We start from the raw sequence: 25,614 nt of genomic DNA on the forward strand, positions 1-25,614 counted from the left end.
GAGATTTTAGGAACGGAAATGGTGATTCTCGACCACACACTCGCGCAGCAAATTGTCGATCGCACCATGTCGATCATTGGTCATAACATCAATGTGATGAACGCGGCAGGAACCATTATTGGCAGCGGCGATGCTGAGCGTATTGGTCAAAAGCACGATGGTGCAGTGCTGGCGCTGAATCATGGTGACTCGTTAGAATTGGATGAGCAAAGTTGCCAATCATTGCAAGGCGTGAAACCGGGCATCAATATGCTGCTGCACTTTAAAGGTGAAGTGGTTGGCGTGGTGGGCGTCACTGGCAACCCTGAACACATCCGAGCGTTCGCTCAGTTAGTGAAGATGACTGCGGAACTGACAATCGAACAAGCCTCGCTGGTGGAGCAATTGCAATGGGATCGCCGCCATCAAGAAGAGTTTGTTTCAGCATGGTTGAACCAACAGCTTGGCGATTCTGAGTTGCACGATTGGGCGCAGCGCCTTTCCATCGATTTAGCAACACCACGAGTTGCTGTCGTAATTGAGCTTAAGGCAGAGAGTGCTCCCGTTAGTTTGAACAGCGTACGCAACCTAGTTGACGTGCTGTATCGCTCTGAAGATAAGCCGTTGGTGGCGATCATGTCGATGAATGAAATTGTCGTTCTAAAGCCTTTACGTTCCTCTTCGAATAGCGACCAAAGTGTGCTGGAAAGCATTCAGCGCCGCTTAAGGGCCAATCAAATTGATGATGTCCGCTTCGCGATTGGGCAACGTTTTGATGGCGCACAACAGCTTCCTCTTTCCTACCTGAGTGCCAAGCAGGTGCTTACTGTAGGTCGTCGCTCTCATCCAGAACAAACCATGCTGAGCTTTTCTGAATACCGCTTACCTGTGTTACTCGCCCCTTTAGCCGACTCTTGGCAAGGTGAACAACTCGCTCAAGCGATGGCTACTTTGCTTTCGGCAGACAAATCTGGGCAGTTGATAAAAACCTTAGAGGCGTATTTTCAAGCCAATGGTAACGCCAATGACTGTGCTAAGGCTCTGTATATTCATAGAAATACCTTGAGATATCGTCTGGATAGAATCAGTGAAGTGACGGGCATTTCGACGCAAGATTTTACGGGATTGACCGAGCTGTATATCGCAAGCCAGTTAAGAAAGCTAAATTAGCCAATTGTGCAAATGCACAAAATAATTCAAGCATAGTCAGTATTGTTTGGATGTTTGACTAAAGAATATGCCAAGTTTTTAAGTGAGAATAGCCACATTGATGACCTGCGACTTGTCGCTCGCAGCGTGCTGTTTTCAGGAGAATGAAATGAAAGTTGTGATTGCCCCAGATTCGTTTAAAGAGAGTTTGACCGCCAAACAGGTGAGTGAGGCGATCAAGACCGGTTTGTCTCGAGTTTGGCAAGATGCAGAATTTGTCACGGTACCTGTTGCTGATGGCGGTGAAGGGACAGTTCAATCTTTGATTGATGCGACTGAGGGTGAGCAGGTTTTCGTGACCGTAAAAGGCCCACTTGGCAATGATGTTGAGGCGTTTTACGGCATTCTAGGTGACGGTGAAACCGCAGTGATCGAAATGGCAGAGGCGAGTGGTTTACACCTTGTGCCAAGTGAGCAACGTGACCCGAAAAACACCAGCAGCTTTGGTACTGGTCAGTTAATTCTGAATGCGCTTGATCGCGGTATTCAACGCTTGATCATCGGCTTGGGTGGCAGCGCAACTAATGACGGCGGCACGGGTATGTTGGCGGCGTTGGGTGTTAAGTTTCTGGACAATGCTGGTCAGCCAATCACTCCTAACGGTGGCGGCTTAGTTGAGCTAGCAAGCATTGATGTATCTGGTCTCGACGCTCGCTTAGCGGACTGCGAAGTGCTGGTAGCATGCGATGTGGACAACCCATTGTGTGGCGAGAAAGGTGCATCAGCGATTTTTGGTCCACAGAAGGGCGCGACGCCGGCGGATGTTGAGCTGTTAGATTCTGCTCTAAGCAAATACGGTGAACTGACAGAGCAAGTGACAGGCAAGCATGTGCTGACTCAAAAAGGCGCAGGAGCCGCCGGTGGTATGGGCGCGGCGTTACTTGGTTACCTACCTGCACGACTGAAGCCGGGTATTGAGATTGTGCTAGACACCGTAAAGCTCGCAGAGCACGTAGCAGACGCTGATATTGTCTTCACTGGTGAAGGCCGTATTGATCACCAAACTGTGCATGGCAAGACACCAATGGGTGTGGCTAAAGTGGCGAAAGAGTATGGTTTGCCTGTCATTGCCCTAGCAGGCTGCACAGGTGATAACTTCCAAGCAGTCTACGAGTGTGGCATTGACGCGGTATTTGTATGTGTACCACGCGCAATGAACTTGCCAGAAGCTTTGGAAGAGGCAGATGTGAACCTTGCTAACTTGGCTGAAAACGTAGCCAGATTGTGGCAATTACCTCGCTAAAACTCCGTGTTTGGTTGAGCAGATAGCTCAGAGAACTCATATCAAAGCCTCCCAATTGCGGAGGCTTTGTTGTTTCTGGTGCTGAATGTTTGGAACGGAATGCTTGGAACGAAATGTCTGGAGTGACTATTTGGCGTGTTGAGCAATCAGTGTTGCTAGCGTTTCCATTGCAGGGAGCCAGTTTTTCTCCGCTCCAAAGTTCGCCACGCTAAGACGAATGCAGTTTTGATACTGTCCCTGAGTGCCAAATACCGAGCCGGGCAGAATACTGATTTTGTGTTCGTTACAGGCTTGATAAAGCGCATAGCTGTCAGTCTTGGGTGGCAAGCGTAACCAAAGCAAGAATGAACCTTGTACTGCATTGATTTGGTAGCGGTTTTTGAGTTCAAAGTGTGCATCCAAACATTGGTTGAGCATCTGCAAATATCGTCTCACGTTGGATTGGTAAACACGGCACATACGCGCAGTGTGAGTTCGGTACTTACCTGAGGTTAGGAAAGTGCCCACCGCTGATTGCATCAAGTTCAAACTGCCCATATTTTCACATAACAGGTATTGCTCGACTTGAGCGCGATAACGTCCCGCTAGCATCCAACCAATACGAAGGCGTGAATCGAGCGTTTTCGACAAGGAGTTGACGTAAATCACCCTTTGTTTCTTGTCCAATTTGCGCAAGCTTGGCAAGGGTTCGTCGTAACTCAATGCGCCAAACACGTCATCTTCAATGATTGGAATATCTCCAGAAACCTTAAGCAGTCGCTCACGTCTTTCAAGGGGCATCATCGAGCCTGTTGGGTTGGTGAAGTTTGGCGTGACAACAATGACTTTGATCTCCCACGTTGCCATGGCTATTTCTAGCGCGTCTGGATCCATACCATCACGAGGACAACTAGGGATCTCGACCACCTGCAAACCGAGGGATTCGAGCATCAACAAGTTACCGAAATAGCAGGGCGATTCCACCGCAACAATGTCTCCAGTCTGTGTTGTTGCTCTAAGGGCAAGACTGATCGCTTGCTGTGCACCATGAGTGACCAAAAGATCATCCACGTTTGCAGGCGTTCCCAGATCTTGGGTGATCTTCGCCAGTTGTTTTACCAACAAGTCATCACCCGGCGGCAGCTGGTAATGGCTGGAAATATGGCTTTGTTGGCGACTCTGACGGCCAATTTCGGCATACAGGCTTTTGATGGCTGGTGCGTCAATGTTTGGGTGTGCTGAGCCGGTCGGAAGCAGCTCTTGATACTCGGGGTAGGTGAGGATTTGTTTGCACACCGAGAGCAAATCCACGCGTGTAGGCTTAGCGATCTTGGCTTCATGTTGCTCAGTTGGCTTTACTCGATAACCAGATTTTGGCACCGAGTAAACCATGCTTTGTGCTTCTAGTTCCTGATAAGCGCGGATCACCGTGTTCTTGCTTACCTTTAGTTCCGTGCTTAATTGACGGATGGAAGGCAACTTGTCGTTCGGCTGATAAACCCTATTGCTGATCGCTTGTTTGAGATACTTCTCGACGATCACATACTTATTGGCATCAAGTGTACTTGCTAAATCTGTACCCATAAAAATACTTCCATCTGTCACTTTTTGAAAACACTGTACCTAACTACATTAGCAACATTCGAGATTAAAAACATTCAAGATTTAAAAGTAAGTAGAGTGAGGGCGAATCATGTTAATCAGAGCCATTCCTTTTGTGTTCGTGATCCTTTGGGCTTCTGGATTTGTTGGTGCGCGATTTGGTTTGCAATACGCCGAGCCTGCGACCTTGTTGTCGATTCGCATGGCGTTTAATGTCCTGCTGTTTCTGGTGATTGTTGCCTTTCTGCGCCGTCGTATTCCAGCGGGAAAAGACTTTTGGCACAGCTGCGTTGTCGGAATATTGATTCACGGCTTTTACCTAGGCGGGACGTACTTCGCCATCAGTTTGGGAATGCCGGCGGGCTTAAGCTCACTACTAGTCGGGATACAACCTATTTTAACTGCGGTCTTGCTGGTGGCGTTCGCTTCTGAGCAGTTCAAATCATCACAGTGGATTGGTCTTTCATTGGGTTTTGTCGGCATTGCTATGGTGCTCATGGGCAAGATGGAGTGGCAATCCGACTTGCACAAAACCTTAGCGATTGGTGTGTGCTTGTTGTCTCTGTTTGGTATTACCCTTGGCACTTTGTATCAAAAGAAATATTGCCAACAAGTGGATATGGTAGGCGGCGCGACCGTGCAGTATTTAGCGGCGTTGGCCATGTTCCTTCCAATCGCAATGCAGTTTGAAACCATGCAGGTGCAATGGACGACGGAGTTCATTCTCACCTTAATCTGGCTTGTGGTCGTGCTGTCTTGTGTGGCGATTCTGTTGCTGCTGTACATGGTGAAAAATGGTGCGGCATCGAGTGTTGCCTCGGTGTTCTACCTTGTGCCTCCGACCACGGCGATCCAAGCTTGGTTGGCCTTCGGTGAGTCGTTTGATTGGATGGGTATTGTTGGCTTTGGGTTGGCTGCTACAGCGGTTTACTTAGTGGTGAAAAAGCCAGAATTTTCGATGCTTAAATCAAAGGCTACAAAGCAGAAACGTAAAATATACCTAAATTAGGTAGGGACATTTGCGTGCCAGAGAGTACAATCCGGCTCCTTACATGTTTGTGGAGTCGGATGATGACCGTCAAGCCAGATCGAATGAGCGCGATGCGCAATATCATTGAACAAGTTAAAGCAGAGCTGCCTCTTTATGAGTCAGAGACCTTTGTTTGTGGCCCTGAGGGTAAATGTATCGGTTGCCCTAAGAAGCTGTTAGAAATGGTGGATACCGAGCTGAGCTATTGGGAGTCGGCAATGGATCGAGGTATTACCCCTCAGTTTGATGAAATCCGTCGCTTTGGCAAAATGTGCACCAGCGTGCGCCGAGGCTTAATCCGTAATAACGTGCCTTTGTTGAATACGTGAACAACACTTTTTCGACATCATCTAAGCTACCTTGTTTTTATCAACTCATCGATGAATAAAGACAAGGAGCATCTATGCGTAAACTCTTTTTCTCGGTTGCTTTCTTATTGTTTGCTACCAGTACTGGATTTGCTGGATACAAATGGTTTACCGATAACCAATATGGTGAAGCCGATCTTACGGTAGGTAAACAACGTTTTGAATCCTATTGCATTTCTTGTCATGGTGACAAAGGTCATGGGGATGGACTCGCTGCTAACGCACTGAATATTAAACCCGATAATATTTATGCCGAGTTATTGAATCCATTCGGCACAAAGGTGGAGCTGATAGATTCTGTTTTGGAAGGCGACAACGGCCAAGGCGGGGTAATGCCACCTTTCAAAGCTGTACTGAGCGAGAAAGAAGTTAATGATATTTTTGAGTATATTCGTTCATTAAACTCATAGTAGTAGCTGGTTGCACAGTAACCAGCTACTGGTTTAGTTTACAACTAAATCTCTGCGACCAACTTTTTTAGCAAGCGAAGCATCTCTTTTTGCTCTGCTGGCTCTAGCGGACTCATCAGCTCTTTATTAACAGCCAGTGGGATTGGCACCAAGGTTTCTTTAAGGCTTCGTCCTTCTTCCGTTAGATAAATACGGAACGAGCGGCGGCTGTTTGGATCGGGATGGCGCTCTACCAAACCCAACTTCTCCAACTTGTCTAAGGTACGAGTCGTGGTCGAGTTTTCTACCTTAGATTTCGCGGCGATATCGCGCTGTGTCACGCCTTCTTCTTCCCACAAACACATCATGGTCGGCCAAAGTGCAACGGTAAGTCCGTGCTTTTTGAGCTCGGCTTCAAATTGTTTCGCTGCATCGTGTGCAACGACATTGATCATCCAGCCAAAGCTGTCTTGTCTGTCAAACTGTTCGCTCATTTTCTTACTCTTATGATAAAGCAACGATTGCCATGGTAACCAATGTTGCAGCAACTAGCACCCCTAAAGCACGGCTTTGCGGCGCGAGATAGACAATTTTCTGTTCCGTGATGAGTGCCTGCTTGTTCATTTGGGGTTGTTTACCTGTGATCATCGCTTTCAACAAGGGTTTACCTCTTAGTTTATAGAAAAGGATCGCACCAACATGTAAGGCGATCAGTAAAGGCAAAAGATCGGCCAAGGTCAGGTGTAACCACTCAATCCCTACAAATACGTTGTCGTTAAGCCAAACATCGGAATATGGCCACGTATCGAATAAGCCGCCAAGCGCCATTCCAGAGATACATTGAAGCAGCAATGTCGTCAGTAGTGCTGCCACCATCCAGCCGCCAGCAGGGTTATGACCCACAGTCGCCGCCGATTTACCTTTTAAGTAAGTAATGACACCTTTTGGCGAGCGGAGAAACTGTCGAAACAAACTGGTTTCGCTGCCGATAACTCCCCAAGTTAATCGCCATAACAACAAAGTGAATAACGCTAATCCCAATTGAACATGAGGCCCATTGCCAGACAACCCAGATGCCATCAAGGCTATAAACAGTAGGGCTTGAGCCCAGTGATAAAGTCGCGTTGCTAAATCCCAAATTTTCATAATTACCTCGATCTTTTCTCGGTGTGATGATCTTCTTTACGGTAATTTACACAACAATAGTTGCGCACGCAATGATTGTTGTGTAAATTTATTTGCAACCACACTGCAAGAACGAAAAACCAGGAGAACGAAATGAAAAAGACATTGGCACTGATTGCACTTTTACCGACCATCTTTGTATCAACTACAGTGTTTGCCCAAGACTTCAGCGCTCAAATTGAATCGCGTCAGAATGCATTTGAGCAAATAGAGTCCCTGTCGAAACAAGCCAGTAAGACATTGAAAGGCAGCAATACCGATTGGCTCGCGCTAGAACAGATTGGTGTTGAACTCACTCGCCACAGCGCACAACTGCAACAAGCGTTTCCAGAGGGAAGCCAAGTTGATAGCAAAGCGAAGAAAGAAGTGTGGAGCAAACCGGATAACTTCAATCGCTTGATGCTGCAAATGGATGAAGGGTTTGCACAGTTGTATCAAGCTGCGCAGAACCAACAAGTTTCATCGGCTGAGGCAGGACTTAAGCAAGCTCAGAGTACTTGCCGAAGCTGTCATCGTGCATACCGCAGTCGTTGGTAATCAAGCGATCCACAACATTGAATTTATATTGAAGCAAAAAAGAAAATCGTTAAGTGAAAGGTAACCTTATGAAAAAACTCATTCTATTAAGCACGCTGACTGTGGCTTCTCTCTAGCTTTGCTGCTGATTACTGTTCTAGCTATCAAGTAAGTTTACGATAGTGAATAGTTGTTTTAGGTGTGATCGTGTTGGTTGTAGGTCACATAGTTGGTGTTTTTGAATGGGATCACGAGTTTTAATATTGCTCGCGCAGTGACTCGTTAGTATGACTTTATCACACTCTCAATGAGAAGTAGCCTTTTCTACTCTTGCCCTTGAGTAGCCATAATGGTGGAAAAGCTAGTTTTCACCATTATGGTCAGATCAAATGAGAGCTCTAATATTCTCGCTTGCTATCATTTTCACTCCAATTATCCAGTTAGAGATTGTCCACTTTTTAGAAGGAGAGCAAATTGGAAATGAAACACAGTCTAATAGCTCGGTGGTTATAATAGTTTTAAAGAGTACTACCAAGGTAGTTCCGCCTTAAAAGATCACATTAATTACTTCAATTTGTTTATGTACGCTCTTACTTTTTACCGCTTTTCGGCAAGCAAAATATGACCGTGATGATGCAGAATAGGAAAGAGAGCCATTGAACTTCGGGACTCGGTAAGTGTAGGTGACTAATAATTAAATCTTCAAAGAAAGGTATTCTTGAGGGAACACCTGCCGTTTTTGTTCCGTTCTGAAAAATCGCCCAGAATTGCCCACCTAAGAACAAAAATAATAGAAATTTACCTAATAGAACTATGCCTTTTGATGGGATGTGATTTATTCGCCATAGTAAGTAGATTAGACAAAGAGATATAATAGCAAAGCCTATTATAGCAATCATTTTTGGACCTCTTCATATAACGAATACGCTGTAACACCGTCACTTAACGCTCCTACTCCTAATGATAGTCTGCTTGAGGCTTGATAACCCCTAAGATAATCCTCGGAACTGTACCTAAATAACTTAAATTGCTTGGCTTTTGGAGTAGAAGTCCAAGGCATTGGTTTTAAGTTAGGTTTGGCGGCTATTTGATAAGCCTCGGCGGCATTTTTAGCTGTGGTTGTTTTGGCTATAGCCCCATAAGCGGACAAGGCTAAATCTGTACCATAGTAGGCGATATCACCATGAGATTTTGAGTAACCCAAAGATTCAGCAGCATGTTGATAGCCTTCCCGAACTAACCCTGTGGCATTTTCATCACCATCCCAAAAATATTTGCCGTTTTCGTACATGTTATTTGTGCCATGAGCCATCATTATCCCACCGATTGAGCAAAGAGAAGTCGCAGAGTAATAACAGATCCCCGCGCCTGCTGCTACTTGCATGACACCTGCTATAAAACCAGCCCCTTTTTTGGCAATGAGGGCGCCTTGGTCCATTAAGCTTTGTCTTTCCTTTCGAAGCTCTTTAAATACCGTTTCTTTGCTTTTCTTACCATTCTTGAAGTCGTTCACTAGGCACTGTTCAAAACGATCAACATCGTGAACAAACTGCATCTTTAGACCGCCATTAGATATGTAGCGATGTGAGAGGGTGACGGCTTGCAAGGTTAGTCCTTTACCCGCTTTTTCTACTTCTCGAATGTCCCATGGTTCTGGCGCAGCTCGGTTTCTCATCCTAAGAATCTTTCCCACGTTTCATAACCTTCTGTTCCTGCCATGTTGTGTTTCCAGGTGATGTCTCGGTAAGAGAGATGAAGGGTTTCGGACATGTCTTCATCCCCTGAATTAAGCACGTTTGGCTGATCAAAAGACAAGGTAGTAATTAAGGCATCAACCAGCTCAATTGTGTAAAAATTCTCGTTGTAGCCTTGTTCATTGGTGCGGTAAAACTTGATAGTGCATTGCATATGCTCTTGTTTAGAAAAGGCATTACCGAGGAGTGGTGAGGCTTTATCAATGGGTTTGGTAATGACAACTTCAGCGGGCCCCCCGTGTTTACTCAAGCTGAAATTGCACGCAAGGACGGTGATTTCATTTGAATGAGATTCTTGAGCTTTGTTCCCAATAGAGTCTTTAGTATTGCAACCTTGAGATATAGAGCCCTGTGTTTTGCCGATGATTGAGAGGTATGCCGTATGAGCCATTTTTTGCCTATTCACCTTAATATATAAAACACATAGCATATCATCTAGCTATCTGAAAAGGTAAGTTCCTATAGACATTCAATACCAAAATTAGAAGCAATGTTTGATTGTTTGATTGTTTGATTGTTTGATTGTTTGATGTCAGTTTCCTTAGCACATATCAAAGTCCAACTAAACATAAGTGCGATTGCGCTAGTACAGACGTTTTTTGATTATGTACTTTGATATTGTCATGGGTTTAAGAGCATGGGGACTCAACTAACAAAACGATATTGTAATTTCACTTACTTCATTGTCTTCCGCACCTGTCCAATGTTTGGTTGTTAACCCTCTGTATTTTTTGGAATGCGTGAGTAGAGCCGTCTGTTTTGGCGCCTTTTACACTGGGGGAAGTAGACGTCCTCGTTTTCTGTAGGGTAGAAAGCCGTACTAGTGCATTATTTGAAAATGGTGCTGAGAAATATGAGCCACACTACCGTAATACCATTTCTTTTTGTCTCTGTGGCTTTGTTTTGTACTTTCCACATCTTAGGTCTAGATACAGACGCAGCATGTCTTTGTGCTGGATACCGTTCTCCCAAATTGGTTCTGGGTAGTGGAGTAAGAAGTGATCTTTATCCACGCTCTCTACCCTGAAACCCAAGCGTTGATAGTAAGTCAGTTGATAACCAAACGTCCCCGTTCCTAATATCAACTTTTGAAAAGATTGGCCTTTTAGCTGTTCAATGGCAAATCGCAATAAATCTGAGCCAATACCGCGTTGTTGATGCGTAGGTGCGACTGATACGTTCATGATTTCAGCCTGCGTTTCTGAAAGCGGCAGCACCACACATGCTCCGACGATCTGGTTCTCTTCCACCGCAACAAAGCTCAATGAATTAGCAAGATAGCGATTAACATTGTCTTGGTCTGGATCGGCTTCTAATAGCAAAGCCATCGGGATTTGATTTGGCGATAAGGGTTTATATTCAATCATCACAAGCACGTGGTAAATATTGGGTTCAGGTCAGTATATCGCAAAGGCAATGTGCTCTTGCTACTAGAATCAACTTACGGATGCTTTAAGACCATTTTCTGACTCATCAGATATTTGCCGTTGGGCAGCAGCACTTCACCCAGCTCGCCACAATGCTCGAAGCCAAATTTTTCATACAAGGTAATCGCTCGCCGATTGCTCTTATAAACGTGAAGCGCGATGGTGTCATAGCCATATCCCCAGCCGCTTTGAATAGCAGTCTCAAGTAGCTTCTTACCTAGCCCTTGGTTTCGATATTGTTGGTCTATATGAATGCCGAGGAAGCCAGTTTTGGCAAATTCACCACCTTCGTAGCCACACATTTCAGCTGGGAAAATTTCAATGCTACCGACTAAGCGTATTTCATCAAAGGCCACAAACTGGGGAATGGTTTCTTTTTCTACACGAGTGATTACCTCACTCAGCATCTTTTTGTCCGGCGCTGGCGAGCGTAAGTATTCTCCTTCCTCATAAACGCGATTCCAGAGCGAAATAAAGTGGTCAATGTCGTTGACGGTAATCGGTCTAATCTGCATTCATCTTCCTTGATTGGTGCATAAAGTTTAGTGGCTCAACTGTATTTGTGCGTATGTCGTTCAGGTGCTTAGCAACTCGGACAAACAACGTATTTGATTTGGGATGGGTTTGCTTGGTATTGGGAGGTCTTGAGGATTGAACCAAACGACGTTTAACCCTGCATCCATTGCTGGGTAAATGTCTTTTTCTGGTAAGTCGCCAACCATGGTAAGTTGGCTCGCCTCAACGCCCAATTGTTTTGCGACCGCAAGATAAAAATCAGGCTGATTCTTGGCAATCCCAAGGTTTGCAAAGCAAAAGTAGCCAGAAAGGTATTGGTCGAGCCCGACTCGTTGAAAGGCTTTTTGAACATCTTCCATCGCGGAATCTGATGCGCTAGTCGCGATATAAACCTGGTGATGTTGTGTGAGTTGAGCCAGAGTCTCTTTGGCTTGAGGAACGGTTTCAACGTGTTCCCAATCGCACATTTTTCCTTGTGCGTGAGGAAAATCGACCATCAAGGTGTTTCCCCAATCGAAAAGATAAATCATGTTCGAATCTCCTTTATACCCAAGTCAACTCGCTCTGAATCCTGCATCTTGAAGTCACTTGGGTATATCCGTACATCATATCGTCTTTTCGAAAAGGGAAGGAAAGCGCGAAAGATAAATGCGATTCACGTTAGCTTTAACGCTGAAATTCGCTTAAATGTCGTGATCGTTACAAACATTTCATCATAAGACGGGAGTTGGGAACAAAGCCCAGTTTGTCGTAAAACTGCTGCGCATTGTGGTTAAACTCCATGACTTCCAAGCGGACTTGAGTTGCACCTGACTCGCGTGCCCATTGCTCAACGGCCGTCATTAAGGCTCTTCCAACACCTTTTGACTTCTGATTTTCATCGACGACGATGGTGCCAATGCGGCAAATCGGGTCTTTGATTAAAAAGCTGATAGTTTCATTTTGGGTAATGGTCGCAGTGATAAAGCCAAGTGCTTGTTGACCTTCTTCGGCTATGAGCACCAATCGAGCATCATCGGCCAGCACATCTGCGAGAAAGGCTCTGTCTTCTTCAGAAGGTGGAACAAAAGTGTGTGGCGCATGACGAAAGTGAAGTTCGCTAATTTGCGTGTTTAATACAAAGAGTGCGTTGAGATCGTCGGGTGTCGCTGATCTGATTTTCATTACTGTTCCTTAATTTCCGCCAGCTAGATCGATAAACGAACCTGTGACATAAGAAGCTTCATCACTGAGTAACCACGCGATGGCATTGGCCACTTCATCTACCGTGCCTCCTCGCTTAAGAGGGATTTTTTCACTGAGCCTGTCGACTCGATTCGGCTCGCCGCCATCGGCATGGATATCGGTAAAAATGCAGCCGGGGCGAACCCCGTTTACGCGGATGTTTTGCTCCGCTAACTCTAACGATAATCCCTTGGTGAGCGAGTCCATTGCACCTTTAGAAGCGGCGTAATCAACGTACTCAAACGGCGCACCAGAGCGGGATGCGGCAGAAGAAACATTAACAATTGCATTGCCTGATTCAAATCGTTTTGCTGCTTCTCTACAACAAAGAAAGCAGCTAGTGACATTAGCGTTCATAACAGTTTGGAATCGCTCAAGGCTCATGTCCGCAAGACGAGATTGGGTGAACAAGATGCCAACATTGTTGACGAGGTGGGTGACTTTTCCCAGTGCTTGTTCGGTTTGTTCAAACAATGAGAGTACCTGTTGCTCATCGGAAACATCCGCTTTGATAGCGATGGCTTTACCGCCAACCTCCTCAATCTCACGAACAACTTGCGCGGCAGCCTCGGCTTGCGCGCGATAGTTAACGCATACGGCATAGCATTGTTTGGCGAGTAATTTGGCGGTTGCGGCTCCGATGCCTCGGCTTGCGCCTGTGATAATGACTACTTTCTGCAAAACACGTCCTTATTTTTGTCGTGAATATTATTTTTGTAATGAATAGAGCTTATCTGCGTACTTTTTCCCACCTATTTCATAGGCTTCGGGGATGGTCTCGGTGAGTTTGAAGCCACATTTTTCCAGCACTCGTTCAGAGCCAATATTGCCCTCTGTGACCGTGGCGGAAAACTGAGAAATCTTGTGCAGCTCAAACGCCCACTCAATCACACCGGTAAGGGATTCCGTACCAAACTGTTGGCCATAAAACTCTGGCAGCAATAAATACCCGACTTCAGCAATGCCATCTTGCAATACAAAGCCTGTGATGCCGATTGGTTGTGCGCTTTGTTTTTCATAAATCACCAAACATAACCAATGCTCGCTTTGCGGTGTCCATGCAGGTAGCCGTGATTCGAACTTTTGGCGCATTTCGTCTTCGGTCGGTGGGTCAAAACAAAGCGCGATGATTTGTGGTTCGCTACTCAAGCGGCGATACAGATCCCAATCACTTTTTGTTAGCGGCTTAAGCTCAGTTCTTGGGGTGGAAATGGGTAGAGATAACACGTTTGAATCGCCTCCATGTGATCGAGTTTTCATATCTCACACAAACATATCAAAAGAGCTTTGATAAACAATAGCTTTTGTTTCATAAACTGCTTTTTCAGGCCCGGATAAAGAAGAAGCCAGCAATTGCTGGCTTCTTCTTACCTGTGATTAGGAGGCCTTATTTCGCGGCTAGCGATATAAAAGGTGCTTTCTTTGTCACTTTGAATACTGGAAGTAAACTAAACACGATGGCGACGAATACCACGGAACCAACCAAATCCTCAATTCTGTGCATGCCGAGCCACAAACGGCTGTACGCCACGCCCATTGCCCACACCCATAAGGTAGCAGCAGAGAAATAGCATTTGTTCTGCAAAAATAACCCACCAAAGAAGGCTAAACAGATAGAAACGAAAATCGTATGCCCCGATGGGAAGGAATAGTCTTTTTCACCTTGCCAGTGACGAGTGCGCCATTCACTGACTTTTTCGGAGATCTCACCAATCACACTCGCTTGCTGAGCGGTTTCTAGTTGATAAAACGCTTCAGGGTGCTCAATTAATTGCTCTGCGGCAAGCAGTTCGGTGTAGGGACGCGGGCTTTCTGTCATCAACTTTAAGCCTGTTTTGCTGGCAAAACCAATCACCAGTAACAATCCCAGCATGGACAGTTTTTGCATCCAATCAGACTGGCTAGGTTTGTAGCGGTAAAGCGATAACACCAACAGCGTTAGAGTGATCAAAAAGCCTTTACTGCCCGCAGAATCGGTTAGCAGAGTAAAGAGAATGCCTGTGCCGTCAGAAACGTGAGAAGTAAGATCGTGATACGAGGCAAACAGCGAAAGTGGGATGATGCCAAGAATGAGCAAGGCGAGCATCATCAAACCGTATTTTTTAGTTTTCATGAAAAGTCATACAGCAGTCGAAAATAGGCGGCTATCTTACGACAATCGATGTGAAAAACTTATCAACGCTCTGTCAATTCGAGCGTGAAAGTGACATCGCAAGTCTTCGTTGTGAAAGGAGGGATTGTTGAAAGTTTTGAGAAGTGAACGCGCTCATCCATAAGCGCTTTGTTCAGGCGTGAGTATGGTTAGCTCATCAACCCTAACAGATATTCCGATGCCGCTTTGGGATCTTCCGCGTGGCAAATTGCTGAAACCAAAGCTAAGCCATGAACACCAGTGGCGCTAAGCTGCGGAATGTTACTTTCGTTAATGCCGCCAATGGCAACAATCGGTAGTGAAGTCGTCTCTAACGCCATTTTCAAACCATCAATACCCCAGTGTTTTTTGGTGTTGGTTTTGGTTGGCGTCGCGAAGATTGCGCTCAAACCGATGTAATCAATCGGCAGAGAGTCCGCTTGTGCAAGCTGTTCTTCATTTTCGATAGATAAGCCGAGGATTTTGTTTGGTCCAATCAACTCACGAGCAATGATTGCTGGCATGTCTGATTGCCCGAGGTGAACCCCATCAGCATCGACAGCCAGTGCGACATCAACGCGGTCATTGATGACTAAAGGCACATCGGTATCTTTAAGGATGTCTTTAACGGCTTGAGCACGTTCGATAAACGCACGCACATCGCCGTGTTTTTCGCGAACTTGTACCATAGTCACGCCACCTTCCACGGCTTTTCTCACAACACGCTTTAGTGTGGCTAAATCTTGTTGGTCATCGGTGACCAAATATAAACGATAGGCGTTCATTTTGTTTCCTTTGGGCCTCTCATCTACAGGGAATGAGAGGCTGGTATTTGTTAGAGAAAAGCTTAGCTCACTTGCAGTTTTAGGCGTTTTGCCAGTGTCTCTTCATCTAGCTGGTAAAGCTCATCCAACAGGTTCATTTGCAGGCTACCTGGGCCGCGAGCTTGTTCCGCTGCAATCTCGCCAACAACGCCTAGTACCGCCGCTGCAGCAAGTCCGGTATCATCACCAACAGCAGCAAAAGCGCCTGTTAGAGCCGTTAATGTACAGCCCATTCCGGTTACGTATGGCATCATCTCGTGACCATTGTTCAGTTGCACGGTTTGTTCCTTCGTGACGATGTAATCAGTCTCGCCAGAAATCACCACACTTGCACCATACTCTGCGACTAAGAAGTTCGCTGCGCCAAGTGCTGCGTCGCTGCTGTCTAGTGCATCGACGCCTTTGCTTTGTGCTTGCTCGCCAGCGAGAGCGATGATTTCTGAGGCGTTACCACGAATGATCAACTTGTCTGCAAGGCGTGCGATCTCACGTGATGTCTCGGTACGCAGTGAGCTTGCTCCACAACCGACGGGGTCGAGTACAACGATTTTGCCATTGGTATTGGCTTGCTCTACGGCATAGCTCATACGCGGTGTCCAAACGCTGTCTAGGGTACCGATGTTGATAACCAATGCGCCAGCGAACGACATCATCTCTGCCATTTCCTGCTTGGAGTGCGCCATGATTGGAGAAGCGCCGATGGCCAATAGTGCGTTTGCTGTGTTATTCATCACCACGTAGTTAGTGATGTTGACGACTAATGGCTTTTGCTGGCGTACTGCGGTTAATGCTTGGGTGATTTGTTCAATTAACATGAGACTCTCCGATTAATCTTGCTGAGCGTTTAGACCTTGTTGCCAGAATGCCACTTCCATACGCGTTGCAGTTTTGAATACCTGAATCAGGTTTTGACCGCGTTGGCTGTTGATGTCGATTTCCGACAATAACTGGTTAAAGTGTTCTGCACCTTTTGCGACACCAGATTGGAACTCTTCACCACCGTAGAGGTTGATCCAACTTGCGTATGGGTTGCCTTCGATTACTGTCTTTTCATCTTCAATCAGCATCTTACCGATAACGGCATAACCGATAGAGCAAGGAGCAAGTGCTGCGTAAAGATCAACAAGATCGCCCGTCATGCCAGCATCCAATACGTAGCGGGTGTAAGCCACAGTGCCGAAATCTTCTGGCTCGTTTTCTAGGTCGGATTCTGTCAGTCCCCATTGCTCACAGTAAGTCACGTGGTGGGCGATTTCAGAATCGAGCAATGCATGTACGCTTGGGAGCGCGCGGCGCATGTCATCCAAAGTACGCGCTTTGTAGATCGCTAATGCGTAAGCTCGGGCGTACTGCTTTAGGAAAAGAAAATCCTGTTTTAGGTAATGCAGAAAGCAAGGCTGAGCCAGAGTGCCTTGCGCCAATTGCTGCACGAAAGCATGCTCAGTGTATTCTTGCCAATCTTGGCGGCAAGCGTCGATCAAATCTTGGTATTTCATTATGAGTATCTCGTTATCAAAAGACCCTAGGCTTAGATCCTAAGGTCAGTAGAATTAGTCAAAGCTCGGTACGTAATCTTTCGCTTTTGGCAGTGTTTCGATGATTTTTTGTGAATACATGAACTGCGCATAATCATCGTAGCGTTTCAGATCCACTGCAGATGGACGAAGAGCGAAACGAGTTAGCGTGTCATTCCAAGCGCGTTGGTTAAGCTCGTTGTTGAGTGTGTCTGGTGAATAAGCCACAAACTCTTTCCACGACTCTTTTGGATGGTTAACGATGTAAGTGGTCGCTTGCTCTAGTGCTTTGTTGAATGCCTTGATGGCTTCTTTGTCGTAGGTTTTTGCATTGGCTACGAAGACTAACTCGTCATACGCTGGTACGCCGTGTTCTTCAGGGAAGAAGGCCTTAGCTTTATAACCTTCTAGTGCCAGTTGGTTGGTTTCGAAGTTACGTAGACCGCCCCAAATCGCATCCACCTTGCCAGACGCAAGAGACGAAGACAGCGCCCAACCTACGTTGATGATTTGTACGTCAGAAAACTTCACGTTCTCTTGAGCTAGCATGGTGCCGATTGTTGCTTCTTCGTTGCCTGCGATCGCAATACCGATCTTCTTACCTTTTAAGTCGCCAAGGTTTTCATTCTTACCGTTGTCCAACACCATCAGCGTGTTGAGTGGCGTAGCAATCAAAGTCGCAGAGCGGATTAGTGGCAAACCAGCCGCGACATCGATAGTTAGGCTCGGTTGGTATGAAATCGCCATGTCGACTTTACCCGCCGCGACCAACTTAGGTGGTGTACTTGGATCTGCCGGCTCTTGAATGTTGACCTTCAAACCTTGCTCTTTGAAGTAACCACGCTCTTTGGCAATCACGATAGGACCATGGTTTGGATTGACGAACCAATCCAACATCAGTGTCATCTCTTTTTCAGCGGCAAGCACGTTGGTTGATACCACTGAAGCGAGTAGAGCAGCAGCGCTCATAAGTTTGTTTTTATTCACGGGGTTCTTCCTTTTCTTTCCCAATTTTCTTTGGTTATTTTCTGTAATTATTTGCTTTCCCAAGGGATGGCTTTTTTCAATAATTTATCGGTGATGAAGTAGAGTGAGATAGACAGCACGGCGAGGATAAACAGCGCCGCAAACATCTCATCAATGATCATGCGAGCGTTAGCTTGGAGCATCAGATAACCCAAGCCTTCACTTGAACCTACCCACTCACCGACCACTGCTCCAATTGGCGCAATAACGACGGCAACACGAATACCTGAGGCTAAAGTTGGTAGGGCGGCTGGCAATTGAATATGTCGAAGTAACTGCCATTTAGACGCGCCCATGGTCTTAGCAAGATCGAGGTAACCTGTTGGTGTATTGCGCAAGCCGTCATAGCAACATGTCGTGACGGGGAAAAAGATGATGATCGCCGCCATGACTACTTTTGATGCAATGCCGTAACCCAGCCAAAGCATGAGCACTGGCGCTATGGCGAACACAGGGATCGCTTGACTAGCAATCAGAATTGGCAGTAACCAACGCTTCAGCGGCTCGAACATCAGCATTTGCAATGCGAACAGCAAACCCATTGATAATCCAAGCGCCAAGCCAAGTAAAATCTCTTGCGCGGTAACCCAAGTATGTTTGAGCAGGACATCGTAACGAGTGACCAATCTATCCAGCACTTCAATTGGTGAAGGTAAGATGAAGCTTGGCATGTCGAATACCACCACAACCAACTGCCACAATCCCAAGATCACCGCAGTGCTGATGACCAATCGTAGAGCCGGATGGGTTACGCGTTCTTTTTTACTAATGCGCGCCGAAACGGAGTTGTACTGAGTCATATCACTCATAGTCTTTCTCCAGTTGATCCAAAATCGCTTGTTGTAGCGCCGCGCACTCTCCATCGAGAACTCGTGGCGGCTTGGAGTCTGGAACGACCAAGTGCTGAGCTTGCGCAGGCGTGCCTTGCAACACATAGAGTTGGTGAGCTAATCGCACCGCTTCTTGTGGGTCGTGGGTAATCAGAACAACCGTCTTATCTTTCAATAATTCGGCAGATAAGGTTTGCAACTTATGGCGAGTAACCGCGTCCAGTGCAGAGAAAGGCTCATCCATCAGAACCAGAGGTTTGTCTTGCATCAGAGTGCGAGCAAGGGCAACGCGTTGTCTCATGCCGCCAGAGAGCTGAGCTGGCTTAGCATCCGCGTAATCGGCGAGTCCCACTTGGTTGAGTAAAGTCAGTGCACGTTGTTTATTTTGCTCTGGTGATTGGTCTTGAGAAAATCGAGAGCTGAGGCAGACGTTGTCTAACACATTTAGCCATGGTAGCAACAAGTCTTGTTGTGCCATGTAGGCAATACGTTCGTGCAGGGCGATGCCATCCGTGGTGGTTAATTCACCATGCCATTCGACTTTGTCGTCTAACAAGCCCGCTAGATAACGAAGGATCGTCGTTTTTCCGCAACCACTACGGCCAAGTAACACAGTCCATTGATTGGCAGGGATGGTCATACTCAACCCTGCTAATGTTGGCGTTTGGCTGTCTTTGTATTGCAGACTTGCTTCGGTAAGCTGAATGCCGAGTGCGTTAGCGCACATGCGTGTGACCTGCAAAAAAGTGGTTCACAGGGCCGTGACCTTTACCGACATCCAATTCGTCAGCGTGCGCGATAGCTTGGCTGATGTACTGCTTACCAAGGTGCACCGCTTTGTGCAGGTTGTTGCCTTGGCCAAGGTAAGACGCGATAGCAGAAGACAGCGTGCAGCCTGTGCCATGGGTGTTTTTGGTTGGAAAGCGTTTAGCGCTGATTAACTCGGCGCTGTCTTGCATGATCAGCAGATCGTTGCTGTTTTCATCTTTTTCCAAGTGGCCGCCTTTTAACAGCACCGCTTTTGCACCGAGCGCGCGTAAATCAGCAATCATATCGTTCATTTCAGATTCTGATTGAGGCACTGGATTACCCGTCAATGCTGCGCCTTCGGGTAGGTTAGGGGTAATGATGTCTGCGAGCGGAATCAATTCTTCTTTTAAAGTGCTGATTGCTGACTGTTCCAGTAATAGATCGCCGCTGGTGGCCACCATTACAGGGTCAATCACGAGGTGTTTTGGCTGGTATTGCTTAATTTTGTTGGCAACAACTTTGATGATGTTGGAATCTGCCAGCATGCCTACTTTGACTGCAACGATGTTGAGGTCGGTAAATACCGCATCGAGTTGGCTCTCTACATGGTCGAGAGGAATGGGGAAAATCGCAGAAACGCCTTGGGTATTTTGCGAAGTAATCGCCGTGATTACCGAGCAAGCAAAACTGCCGGTTGCGGACATCGCTTTGATGTCGGCTTGAATGCCTGCGCCGCCGCCACTATCAGAACCTGCAATCGTCAACACAATCGGTGTGTCTGTTGAAGTTGCTGCTTGTGGCTGTGTTGATGGTTTTTCTTGGCTTGATTGCTGCGCCATGGTCGCTCCTATTACAGACGTAAAGGAACTGACTTGGCCATTGAAGATCGGTGTATGGATCCGTTGAGGCTAGCTCCGTCGGTACGGACTTGAAGCAGGCTAGTGGCAAAGTGATGATAGTTCCCTACGTCAGTGCTAACTGAATCAGGTTCAACGGGTCTCGAATTTCGATCTCAGCCGACGCATTCACTGCATGGGCCCCCCGACTATTTCGTCAAGATAATAGCAGTTCACTCAGTTACGGTGCACGTGTTTTTTATGCCTAGAGAGAGTCATCATTTAAATATGAGAACTGGATTCCCTTCGTAATTAGAGCCCCAGCGTTGTTAACTGCGCTCACTCGCCCAATCACATAGGCTAACTATGCTCATGGGACTCTTTCGCTTGTTGCCTAGCTGGAACCCTAATTACTTTGTGAATCCAACAACAATGTGGTGGCAGAATTTAGAGTAAATGACGTGCTGCATTGAAACTGGCAGTTTAAGACACTATCTAATAGTGAGATGTCGACATAATACGTAATGAATCGTTCTTTGATTTAGCAAGGATTAGCACAAAACAAGGTTAAAAAAGTGTTAATATTTAACGCGTTGCCAATATGTCTTTGGGTCATTCAATTTATGACATGACTTTAATAAACAGGGTCTAACTCAAAGATGGGGAAGGCTAGGACGATCAACGAGCAAGGAGATTTCATGCTTAATTCTGTAACAGCGAAAGCGGTGATCGATCATGCCCTCTTTTTAGGGGCTGATTTCGCTGAGCTATTCGTTGAACACCACCAAACCAACACCGTCCAGATCGCATCTGGTGAGGTGGACAAGGTGAACTCGGGTATCGATTTTGGTATCGGTATTCGTCTCTTCTTCGGTCATAAAGTGCTTTACGGTTACACCAACAGCACAGATGAAGCCGAACTTAAACGCGTAACCTCACTGCTTGCAGCAAAAGACAAGCGTGAGCAAATCGCGTCAGCAGGTTCTCTCAATTTGAACCGCTACCCAATTCAACATGGTTGTCGTATGCCACTTGGCAAAGACGCTAACCTAGATTCTAAAATTGCTTTCTTATTGCAAGTTGACCAAGCCGCTCGCGCAGAGAGTGAACATATCAGCCAGTTCATTGGCAGTGTGCTTCAGCGCGAACAGCAAGTGTCTATCTTCAACTCAGAAGGTCTACACGTTGACGATACTCGCCACTACATCCGAGTTGCTGGTAATACTGTTGCGCAAAAAGGTAATGAGCAGTCTTCTGGTATGGAAGGTCCTGGCGCTCTTGCTGGTTGGGAGTTCAGTGAACAGCTTGATGCCAAAGAGCTAGGTCAAACTATCGCGCAGCAAGCGTTGGTTAAACTTGGTGCGGAAGCTTGTCCATCGGGTGAAATGCCGGTGGTGATTGGTAACGGCTTTGGTGGTGTTATCTTCCACGAAGCTTGTGGTCACTTGCTAGAAACCACTTCAGTTGCCAAGAAAGCATCAGTCTTCCACGACAAGATGGGCGAAATGGTTGCTCACACCGCGGTGAATGCAGTCGATGATGGCACCATGACCAACGAATGGGGCTCGATTCATGTTGATGACGAAGGCATGAAGACTCAGCGCACTCAATTGATCAAAGACGGTAAGCTAACCAGTTTTATGGTCGATAAAATGGGTGGCATGAAGACGGGTTACGAACCTACGGGATCTGGTCGTCGTCAAAACTACAAGTTCGCACCAACCTCGCGTATGCGTAACACCTTTATCGAAGAAGGCGAGCATTCACTTGATGATATGCTGGCAGGTATCGAACGCGGTATCTATGCGAAGAAGATGGGCGGTGGCTCGGTTCAACCGGGCACGGGTGAGTTTAACTTTGCCGTTCGTGAAGCTTATCTCATTGAAAATGGCAAAATCACTAAGCCTCTGAAAACTGCAACGCTGATCAGCACGGGTCCAAAAGTGTTGAAAGAAATCAGCATGGTCGGCAAAGACATGGCGCTTGCGCCGGGCATGTGTGGTTCCGTGAGTGGTTCAGTGCCAACAACAGTCGGTCAGCCAACGCTGAAAGTCGATAACATTCTGGTAGGAGGCGGTAACTAATGAGCCAAGAACAACAACTTCTCAATGCGGTTGATTACGTCCTATCAGAAGCAAAACGTCAAGGTGCAGAAGCGGACGTCATTGTAAACCGCAACAGCAGCTTTTCTCTGAAAGCGAACCAAGGGCAGTTGGATGAGTACAAAGTAAGCTCAAGCCAAGTTCTGGGTGTTCGTGTTGTTAAAGATGCGCGTGTCGCAACGAGCTACTCTGAATCGTTAGAACAACCGAGCTTAGATTTGATGCTGACCAACGCGCTGCAAAGCGCTCGCTTTTCCAAGCAAGATGAACATCAGACTATTAGTTGCGTGAACAGCCAAATCGCGACTGATGTTGCTGAGATTGCGCAAGAAGATACAACTTCTGTTGACGAAAAAATCGAACTGTCTCTCGCACTTGAGCAAGGTGTAGTAGCTCTGCCTCACGCCTCTAGCGCACCTTACAATGGTTACAGCGATGGCGAAACACAACTGATCATTGCCAATACTCAAGGCACATTGTGTCAACACTTCGAGCGCTCGTTCACTTGTTACGCGTATACCTTGTTTGAAAAAGACGGCAAACAGTCAATGGCGGGTAGAATGTCACTGGGTCGCCGTTTTGATGAGTTGAATCCAGCTTACTGTATCGAGGGTGGCTACAACCTTGCTCGCGATCTTCTTGAAGGCGCACCGGTTGCGACGGGTAACTACCCTGCTATCTTCCACATCAATGCGCTAGCAAGTTTATTCGGTGCTTTCGGCAGTGCTTTCTCTGGCGTAAGCGCGATGAAAGGCATTACGCCACTGGGTGACAAGCTTGGTCAACGTGTTGCGAGTGATTTGATTACCTTTACTGATACGGCTTACATGCCAAATGGTATGGCAATCGCGAGTTTTGATAGTGAAGGCTTCGCTACTCAAAACAATGTGATGATTGCTAATGGTGATTTGAAAACCTTGCTACACAACAGCCAGACCGCAAGTTACTTGGGCGCAGTCTCGACAGCAAGTGCCGCTCGCGGTGCAAAATCGAGCCTAGACGTATCAGCGAGTCACAAAGTGATTGCGACAGGTAACAGCAGTGCGTCAGAAGTAAAAGCGGGTGAGTACCTAGAGTTAGTCGAACTTCAAGGTGTCCATTCTGGTGCGGATGCAGTGAGTGGTGATTTCTCATTTGGTGCGAGTGGCTTCTTGTGCCGTGATGGTGAGCGCGTTCAACCAGTGCGTGGTATCACGGTAGCGGGTAACTTCTACAAGATGCTGCAAGAAGTTGAGGCAGTGGGTGATACTCAGCTGATTAACGATAGCCGAACTTTCTTCTCGCCAGACGTTCGTTTTGCTCGTTTGAGCATTGGTGGTAAGTAAACTTAGCATTACTATAGAAACAAAAAGAGGACTCAATGGAGTCCTCTTTCTTTTATCGAATGATTAACTCGCGAGAATTAAAATTCGCGAATGTCCAACTCATTGTGGATCAATACCACACACTGAGAAGCGAAAAGCATCTTAGGACCTAAGCTGATTTTCTCTGTGCCAAGGCGCTTCAAGCTGTTAAAAGACTTCTTCGGCATCGGAATATGGTCAGTTAGCAAGAAACATGGGTTTCCACCGATGTCTGCATCACGAACAAATTCGCCTTTTTTATCCAACATATATAGTTGGTGATCTTCTGCCAGTTCTTGCACTAGTCGTTCAAAACTGACGGTACGAACGGTGATACCAGGTTCGACTTCACGAAGTTGCTCTTTGCCCATACCAACCGACGCATCCAAAGCGCGAGCCACTGCTGCAATCAAGGTTGACTCATGGAAGCCGCCAATGTTGGTGATGTCGTTAGAGCGAATAGTAATGGTGCGTGAGAAATCTTTTGTGCTTTCTAAAACCAAGTGAACAACCACATCTTCACGGTGTGATTGAGCAACGAACATAGTGTTCATCATGGTATGAGCAAGAATCTCTGTATGCGCTTCATTACCAACACCTTCTAACAGTGCTTTGCTGGTGGTTGGCGCCGCGCGAGCTCGTAAAACAAAAGAGCGCATGAATTTAGCCTCTATATAGGAAGAGTGAATGCGCGGAAGTATATACCCAAGCAGGGAAGGGATGCGAGTTTAATAGCAAATGTGAACTTACTTACAAAGCTTCGATTGTCGTACGGAGTGTGCTGGTTAGAATAGAGGCAACCTGTTAGGAGCGGTATATGGAAATCAAAAAAATAAACAAACAAGTCTATAGAAAGAAGGTCAACCTAGTGATTGGTGGCTTTGTTGCCTTGCTTGCTATCTCTTCTCTTGCTTTTAGTACTTTATTAATTGTCTTGTTCGGTAATACAGATGTAGTACCTGAACAATCGACGGGGAACTTTCATTGGAACTTAATTGGTGTAGTGCTCGCCTTAGCCACTTCACTGTCTTTGTTGAACCAATTCAAAACACGCCCTTATATGGAAGAAGTGTTGTATGTCTGGAAACTCAAGCAGCTTCACAACAAGATCTTTCGCAAACTGAAAAGCATTAAAGCTGCTTCTGCTGAGCACGATGTAAAAGCGCTGACGATACTTAAGTTCTACTATACGACTCAAAGTCAGGTGTTTGAGTTAGACAACAACACATTAACGATGAGCAGTGTAAGTAAAGAATTAGAGGCAATTGAAAAAATAGAAGCGGCGCAATCACTGGATCTGGATATCACGCGCTTTGAAGAGTCTTGGATAGACACATATTGATTGCCTATTTGCTACTTGAAGTTAACAACTGAGTGCTAAAAATAAGCGTTTGAGTGAGATTTCATCACTCGACGCTTTTTTTTGAGTTTTTTTCTAAAAAAGGGTTGCCAAGAAAAATCATCTCCCTATAATGCGCCTCCGTTGTCAGGGCAAAGCGGAAACGCAAAAGCGGTTGGCAATGAGGCGAAAGAAAAGCTTCTAAAAATTAATTTAAAAAAGTGTTTGACACTAAGAATTAATTCCTTAGAATACGCCTCCGCTTCGATAGCAAAGCTTACGAAGCAAGCTCTTTAAAAATATAGACCTATCAATCTGTGTGGGCACTCGTTGATGATAATCCAATTAGATATTTCTCTTAATAAAGAGCGGTTTCAAATTAGGTTTCAATGATACGAAGTGACCATTGAATCGAAAGATTCAGCACAGTCAATTCAAACATTACTTATGTAATGTTCAGTATTCATTGAGCCGAACAAAATCTTAAATTGAAGAGTT

29 protein-coding genes and 1 riboswitch are annotated in these 25,614 nt (G+C 46.2%); of the genes, 9 read left to right on the top strand and 20 right to left on the bottom strand.

Annotation, left to right across the window (positions count from 1 at the left end):
- Positions 1–18: 18 nt before the first annotated feature.
- Positions 19–1,149 carry a sugar diacid recognition domain-containing protein gene (locus KIV41_RS19235; protein WP_285337491.1) on the top strand — a complete coding sequence of 377 codons (1,131 nt, stop codon included), beginning with the start codon at positions 19–21 and terminating at the stop codon, positions 1,147–1,149.
- Positions 1,150–1,297: 148 nt separating this feature from the next.
- Complete coding sequence (locus tag KIV41_RS19240; RefSeq protein WP_285337492.1) at positions 1,298–2,431, top strand: glycerate kinase; 1,134 nt, start codon at positions 1,298–1,300, stop codon at positions 2,429–2,431.
- 126 nt (positions 2,432–2,557) lie between these two features.
- On the opposite strand, the gene KIV41_RS19245 is transcribed toward KIV41_RS19240, so the two are convergent.
- Positions 2,558–3,994 carry a PLP-dependent aminotransferase family protein gene (locus tag KIV41_RS19245; protein WP_285337493.1) on the bottom strand — a complete coding sequence of 479 codons (1,437 nt, stop codon included), beginning with the start codon at positions 3,992–3,994 and terminating at the stop codon, positions 2,558–2,560.
- Positions 3,995–4,103: 109 nt separating this feature from the next.
- Between KIV41_RS19245 and KIV41_RS19250 the strand changes: the two genes are divergently transcribed.
- The 3 genes from KIV41_RS19250 to KIV41_RS19260 all read left to right on the top strand — a co-directional run bounded on the left by KIV41_RS19250 (position 4,104) and on the right by KIV41_RS19260 (position 5,820).
- The gene (locus tag KIV41_RS19250) at positions 4,104–5,021 is read left to right on the top strand and encodes a DMT family transporter (RefSeq protein WP_045392674.1); all 918 of its coding nucleotides are present in this window, start codon (positions 4,104–4,106) and stop codon (positions 5,019–5,021) included.
- 62 nt (positions 5,022–5,083) lie between these two features.
- Positions 5,084–5,371 (top strand): hypothetical protein, encoded by a 288-nt coding sequence (locus tag KIV41_RS19255; RefSeq protein ID WP_010453379.1) that lies wholly within the window; start codon positions 5,084–5,086, stop codon positions 5,369–5,371.
- 74 nt (positions 5,372–5,445) lie between these two features.
- Positions 5,446–5,820, top strand: coding sequence for a cytochrome c (locus KIV41_RS19260; RefSeq protein ID WP_045392677.1), 375 nt, complete (start codon positions 5,446–5,448; stop codon positions 5,818–5,820).
- A 44-nt stretch (positions 5,821–5,864) separates the two neighbouring features.
- On the opposite strand, the gene KIV41_RS19265 is transcribed toward KIV41_RS19260, so the two are convergent.
- Entirely contained in the window at positions 5,865–6,293 is a 429-nt protein-coding gene (locus KIV41_RS19265) for a MarR family winged helix-turn-helix transcriptional regulator (RefSeq protein ID WP_285337496.1), read from the bottom strand.
- A 10-nt stretch (positions 6,294–6,303) separates the two neighbouring features.
- A complete protein-coding gene (locus tag KIV41_RS19270) occupies positions 6,304–6,945 on the bottom strand; it encodes a cytochrome b/b6 domain-containing protein (RefSeq protein ID WP_005428408.1) in 642 nt (213 codons plus the stop codon).
- 132 nt (positions 6,946–7,077) lie between these two features.
- Here KIV41_RS19270 and KIV41_RS19275 point away from each other — a divergent pair, with 132 nt between their 5' ends.
- Positions 7,078–7,521: a cytochrome c gene (locus tag KIV41_RS19275; RefSeq protein WP_285337497.1), complete on the top strand. Its 444-nt coding sequence runs from the start codon at positions 7,078–7,080 to the stop codon at positions 7,519–7,521.
- Positions 7,522–8,395: 874 nt separating this feature from the next.
- On the opposite strand, the gene KIV41_RS19280 is transcribed toward KIV41_RS19275, so the two are convergent.
- From KIV41_RS19280 to thiD, 16 genes are all read right to left on the bottom strand, one after another.
- The gene (locus KIV41_RS19280) at positions 8,396–9,175 is read right to left on the bottom strand and encodes a DUF4225 domain-containing protein (protein ID WP_045392689.1); all 780 of its coding nucleotides are present in this window, start codon (positions 9,173–9,175) and stop codon (positions 8,396–8,398) included.
- Positions 9,172–9,645: an Hcp family type VI secretion system effector gene (locus tag KIV41_RS19285; protein WP_045392692.1), complete on the bottom strand. Its 474-nt coding sequence runs from the start codon at positions 9,643–9,645 to the stop codon at positions 9,172–9,174. The genes KIV41_RS19280 and KIV41_RS19285 overlap by 4 nt, the downstream gene beginning before the upstream one ends.
- Before the next feature lie 472 nt (positions 9,646–10,117).
- On the bottom strand, positions 10,118–10,621 hold the full coding sequence (locus KIV41_RS19290) for a GNAT family N-acetyltransferase (protein WP_045392695.1): 504 nt from the start codon (positions 10,619–10,621) through the stop codon (positions 10,118–10,120).
- A 74-nt stretch (positions 10,622–10,695) separates the two neighbouring features.
- A complete protein-coding gene (locus KIV41_RS19295) occupies positions 10,696–11,196 on the bottom strand; it encodes a GNAT family N-acetyltransferase (protein ID WP_285337498.1) in 501 nt (166 codons plus the stop codon).
- Between the two features lie 60 nt (positions 11,197–11,256).
- Entirely contained in the window at positions 11,257–11,727 is a 471-nt protein-coding gene (locus KIV41_RS19300; protein WP_045392701.1) for an HAD family hydrolase, read from the bottom strand.
- A 169-nt stretch (positions 11,728–11,896) separates the two neighbouring features.
- Entirely contained in the window at positions 11,897–12,361 is a 465-nt protein-coding gene (locus KIV41_RS19305) for a GNAT family N-acetyltransferase (protein WP_285337500.1), read from the bottom strand.
- A gap of 9 nt (positions 12,362–12,370) precedes the next feature.
- Positions 12,371–13,102, bottom strand: coding sequence for an SDR family oxidoreductase (locus KIV41_RS19310; protein ID WP_045392705.1), 732 nt, complete (start codon positions 13,100–13,102; stop codon positions 12,371–12,373).
- Between the two features lie 27 nt (positions 13,103–13,129).
- The gene (locus KIV41_RS19315) at positions 13,130–13,681 is read right to left on the bottom strand and encodes a GNAT family N-acetyltransferase (protein ID WP_285337502.1); all 552 of its coding nucleotides are present in this window, start codon (positions 13,679–13,681) and stop codon (positions 13,130–13,132) included.
- Between the two features lie 127 nt (positions 13,682–13,808).
- Positions 13,809–14,534, bottom strand: coding sequence for a phosphatase PAP2 family protein (locus tag KIV41_RS19320; protein WP_285337504.1), 726 nt, complete (start codon positions 14,532–14,534; stop codon positions 13,809–13,811).
- 188 nt (positions 14,535–14,722) lie between these two features.
- A complete protein-coding gene (gene thiE / locus KIV41_RS19325; protein WP_285337505.1) occupies positions 14,723–15,337 on the bottom strand; it encodes a thiamine phosphate synthase in 615 nt (204 codons plus the stop codon).
- 62 nt (positions 15,338–15,399) lie between these two features.
- Complete coding sequence (gene thiM, locus KIV41_RS19330; protein WP_285337506.1) at positions 15,400–16,191, bottom strand: hydroxyethylthiazole kinase; 792 nt, start codon at positions 16,189–16,191, stop codon at positions 15,400–15,402.
- Positions 16,192–16,203: 12 nt separating this feature from the next.
- Positions 16,204–16,872 (bottom strand): thiaminase II, encoded by a 669-nt coding sequence (gene tenA, locus KIV41_RS19335; RefSeq protein ID WP_285337507.1) that lies wholly within the window; start codon positions 16,870–16,872, stop codon positions 16,204–16,206.
- 54 nt (positions 16,873–16,926) lie between these two features.
- The gene (locus tag KIV41_RS19340; RefSeq protein WP_102778546.1) at positions 16,927–17,877 is read right to left on the bottom strand and encodes an ABC transporter substrate-binding protein; all 951 of its coding nucleotides are present in this window, start codon (positions 17,875–17,877) and stop codon (positions 16,927–16,929) included.
- Between the two features lie 47 nt (positions 17,878–17,924).
- Complete coding sequence (locus KIV41_RS19345) at positions 17,925–18,725, bottom strand: ABC transporter permease (RefSeq protein WP_009706843.1); 801 nt, start codon at positions 18,723–18,725, stop codon at positions 17,925–17,927.
- Positions 18,718–19,473 carry an ABC transporter ATP-binding protein gene (locus KIV41_RS19350; RefSeq protein WP_104035718.1) on the bottom strand — a complete coding sequence of 252 codons (756 nt, stop codon included), beginning with the start codon at positions 19,471–19,473 and terminating at the stop codon, positions 18,718–18,720. Before KIV41_RS19350 ends, KIV41_RS19345 begins: the two co-directional genes overlap by 8 nt.
- Positions 19,463–20,335, bottom strand: a complete 873-nt coding sequence (thiD, locus tag KIV41_RS19355; RefSeq protein ID WP_285337508.1) for a bifunctional hydroxymethylpyrimidine kinase/phosphomethylpyrimidine kinase — start codon at positions 20,333–20,335, stop codon at positions 19,463–19,465. Before thiD ends, KIV41_RS19350 begins: the two co-directional genes overlap by 11 nt.
- Before the next feature lie 104 nt (positions 20,336–20,439).
- Positions 20,440–20,550, bottom strand: a riboswitch (TPP riboswitch).
- A gap of 480 nt (positions 20,551–21,030) precedes the next feature.
- On the opposite strand from thiD, the gene KIV41_RS19360 reads away from it, so the two are divergent.
- Entirely contained in the window at positions 21,031–22,416 is a 1,386-nt protein-coding gene (locus KIV41_RS19360; protein WP_285337509.1) for a TldD/PmbA family protein, read from the top strand.
- Positions 22,416–23,759 (top strand): TldD/PmbA family protein, encoded by a 1,344-nt coding sequence (locus KIV41_RS19365; protein ID WP_285337510.1) that lies wholly within the window; start codon positions 22,416–22,418, stop codon positions 23,757–23,759. Before KIV41_RS19360 ends, KIV41_RS19365 begins: the two co-directional genes overlap by 1 nt.
- A 77-nt stretch (positions 23,760–23,836) precedes the next feature.
- On the opposite strand, the gene trmY is transcribed toward KIV41_RS19365, so the two are convergent.
- Positions 23,837–24,436: a tRNA (pseudouridine(54)-N(1))-methyltransferase TrmY gene (trmY, locus tag KIV41_RS19370; RefSeq protein WP_285337511.1), complete on the bottom strand. Its 600-nt coding sequence runs from the start codon at positions 24,434–24,436 to the stop codon at positions 23,837–23,839.
- 158 nt (positions 24,437–24,594) lie between these two features.
- Between trmY and KIV41_RS19375 the strand changes: the two genes are divergently transcribed.
- Positions 24,595–25,119 carry a DUF3087 domain-containing protein gene (locus tag KIV41_RS19375; RefSeq protein ID WP_038883626.1) on the top strand — a complete coding sequence of 175 codons (525 nt, stop codon included), beginning with the start codon at positions 24,595–24,597 and terminating at the stop codon, positions 25,117–25,119.
- Positions 25,120–25,614 lie beyond the last annotated feature (495 nt).

Origin of the sequence: Vibrio sp. D401a, from assembly GCF_030248515.1 — a bacterium.
Taxonomy (GTDB): domain Bacteria; phylum Pseudomonadota; class Gammaproteobacteria; order Enterobacterales; family Vibrionaceae; genus Vibrio; species Vibrio rotiferianus.

Excerpts from the sequence above, each read along its gene's own strand:
- KIV41_RS19255 (WP_010453379.1), top strand. The coding sequence starts at position 5,084 with ATGACCGTCAAGCCAGATCGAATGAGCGCGATGCGCAATATCATTGAA.
- trmY (WP_285337511.1), bottom strand. The coding sequence starts at position 24,436 with ATGCGCTCTTTTGTTTTACGAGCTCGCGCGGCGCCAACCACCAGCAAA.
- KIV41_RS19300 (WP_045392701.1), bottom strand. The coding sequence starts at position 11,727 with ATGATTTATCTTTTCGATTGGGGAAACACCTTGATGGTCGATTTTCCT.
- tenA (WP_285337507.1), bottom strand. The coding sequence starts at position 16,872 with ATGAAATACCAAGATTTGATCGACGCTTGCCGCCAAGATTGGCAAGAA.
- KIV41_RS19265 (WP_285337496.1), bottom strand. The coding sequence starts at position 6,293 with ATGAGCGAACAGTTTGACAGACAAGACAGCTTTGGCTGGATGATCAAT.
- KIV41_RS19365 (WP_285337510.1), top strand. The coding sequence starts at position 22,416 with ATGAGCCAAGAACAACAACTTCTCAATGCGGTTGATTACGTCCTATCA.
- KIV41_RS19280 (WP_045392689.1), bottom strand. The coding sequence starts at position 9,175 with ATGAGAAACCGAGCTGCGCCAGAACCATGGGACATTCGAGAAGTAGAA.
- KIV41_RS19305 (WP_285337500.1), bottom strand. The coding sequence starts at position 12,361 with ATGAAAATCAGATCAGCGACACCCGACGATCTCAACGCACTCTTTGTA.
- KIV41_RS19290 (WP_045392695.1), bottom strand. The coding sequence starts at position 10,621 with ATGATTGAATATAAACCCTTATCGCCAAATCAAATCCCGATGGCTTTG.
- KIV41_RS19260 (WP_045392677.1), top strand. The coding sequence starts at position 5,446 with ATGCGTAAACTCTTTTTCTCGGTTGCTTTCTTATTGTTTGCTACCAGT.
- KIV41_RS19295 (WP_285337498.1), bottom strand. The coding sequence starts at position 11,196 with ATGCAGATTAGACCGATTACCGTCAACGACATTGACCACTTTATTTCG.
- KIV41_RS19320 (WP_285337504.1), bottom strand. The coding sequence starts at position 14,534 with ATGAAAACTAAAAAATACGGTTTGATGATGCTCGCCTTGCTCATTCTT.
- KIV41_RS19245 (WP_285337493.1), bottom strand. The coding sequence starts at position 3,994 with ATGGGTACAGATTTAGCAAGTACACTTGATGCCAATAAGTATGTGATC.
- KIV41_RS19275 (WP_285337497.1), top strand. The coding sequence starts at position 7,078 with ATGAAAAAGACATTGGCACTGATTGCACTTTTACCGACCATCTTTGTA.
- KIV41_RS19285 (WP_045392692.1), bottom strand. The coding sequence starts at position 9,645 with ATGGCTCATACGGCATACCTCTCAATCATCGGCAAAACACAGGGCTCT.
- KIV41_RS19315 (WP_285337502.1), bottom strand. The coding sequence starts at position 13,681 with ATGAAAACTCGATCACATGGAGGCGATTCAAACGTGTTATCTCTACCC.
- KIV41_RS19250 (WP_045392674.1), top strand. The coding sequence starts at position 4,104 with ATGTTAATCAGAGCCATTCCTTTTGTGTTCGTGATCCTTTGGGCTTCT.
- KIV41_RS19360 (WP_285337509.1), top strand. The coding sequence starts at position 21,031 with ATGCTTAATTCTGTAACAGCGAAAGCGGTGATCGATCATGCCCTCTTT.
- KIV41_RS19240 (WP_285337492.1), top strand. The coding sequence starts at position 1,298 with ATGAAAGTTGTGATTGCCCCAGATTCGTTTAAAGAGAGTTTGACCGCC.
- KIV41_RS19350 (WP_104035718.1), bottom strand. The coding sequence starts at position 19,473 with ATGTGCGCTAACGCACTCGGCATTCAGCTTACCGAAGCAAGTCTGCAA.
- KIV41_RS19375 (WP_038883626.1), top strand. The coding sequence starts at position 24,595 with ATGGAAATCAAAAAAATAAACAAACAAGTCTATAGAAAGAAGGTCAAC.
- thiM (WP_285337506.1), bottom strand. The coding sequence starts at position 16,191 with ATGTTAATTGAACAAATCACCCAAGCATTAACCGCAGTACGCCAGCAA.
- KIV41_RS19345 (WP_009706843.1), bottom strand. The coding sequence starts at position 18,725 with ATGAGTGATATGACTCAGTACAACTCCGTTTCGGCGCGCATTAGTAAA.
- thiD (WP_285337508.1), bottom strand. The coding sequence starts at position 20,335 with ATGGCGCAGCAATCAAGCCAAGAAAAACCATCAACACAGCCACAAGCA.
- KIV41_RS19270 (WP_005428408.1), bottom strand. The coding sequence starts at position 6,945 with ATGAAAATTTGGGATTTAGCAACGCGACTTTATCACTGGGCTCAAGCC.
- thiE (WP_285337505.1), bottom strand. The coding sequence starts at position 15,337 with ATGAACGCCTATCGTTTATATTTGGTCACCGATGACCAACAAGATTTA.
- KIV41_RS19235 (WP_285337491.1), top strand. The coding sequence starts at position 19 with ATGGTGATTCTCGACCACACACTCGCGCAGCAAATTGTCGATCGCACC.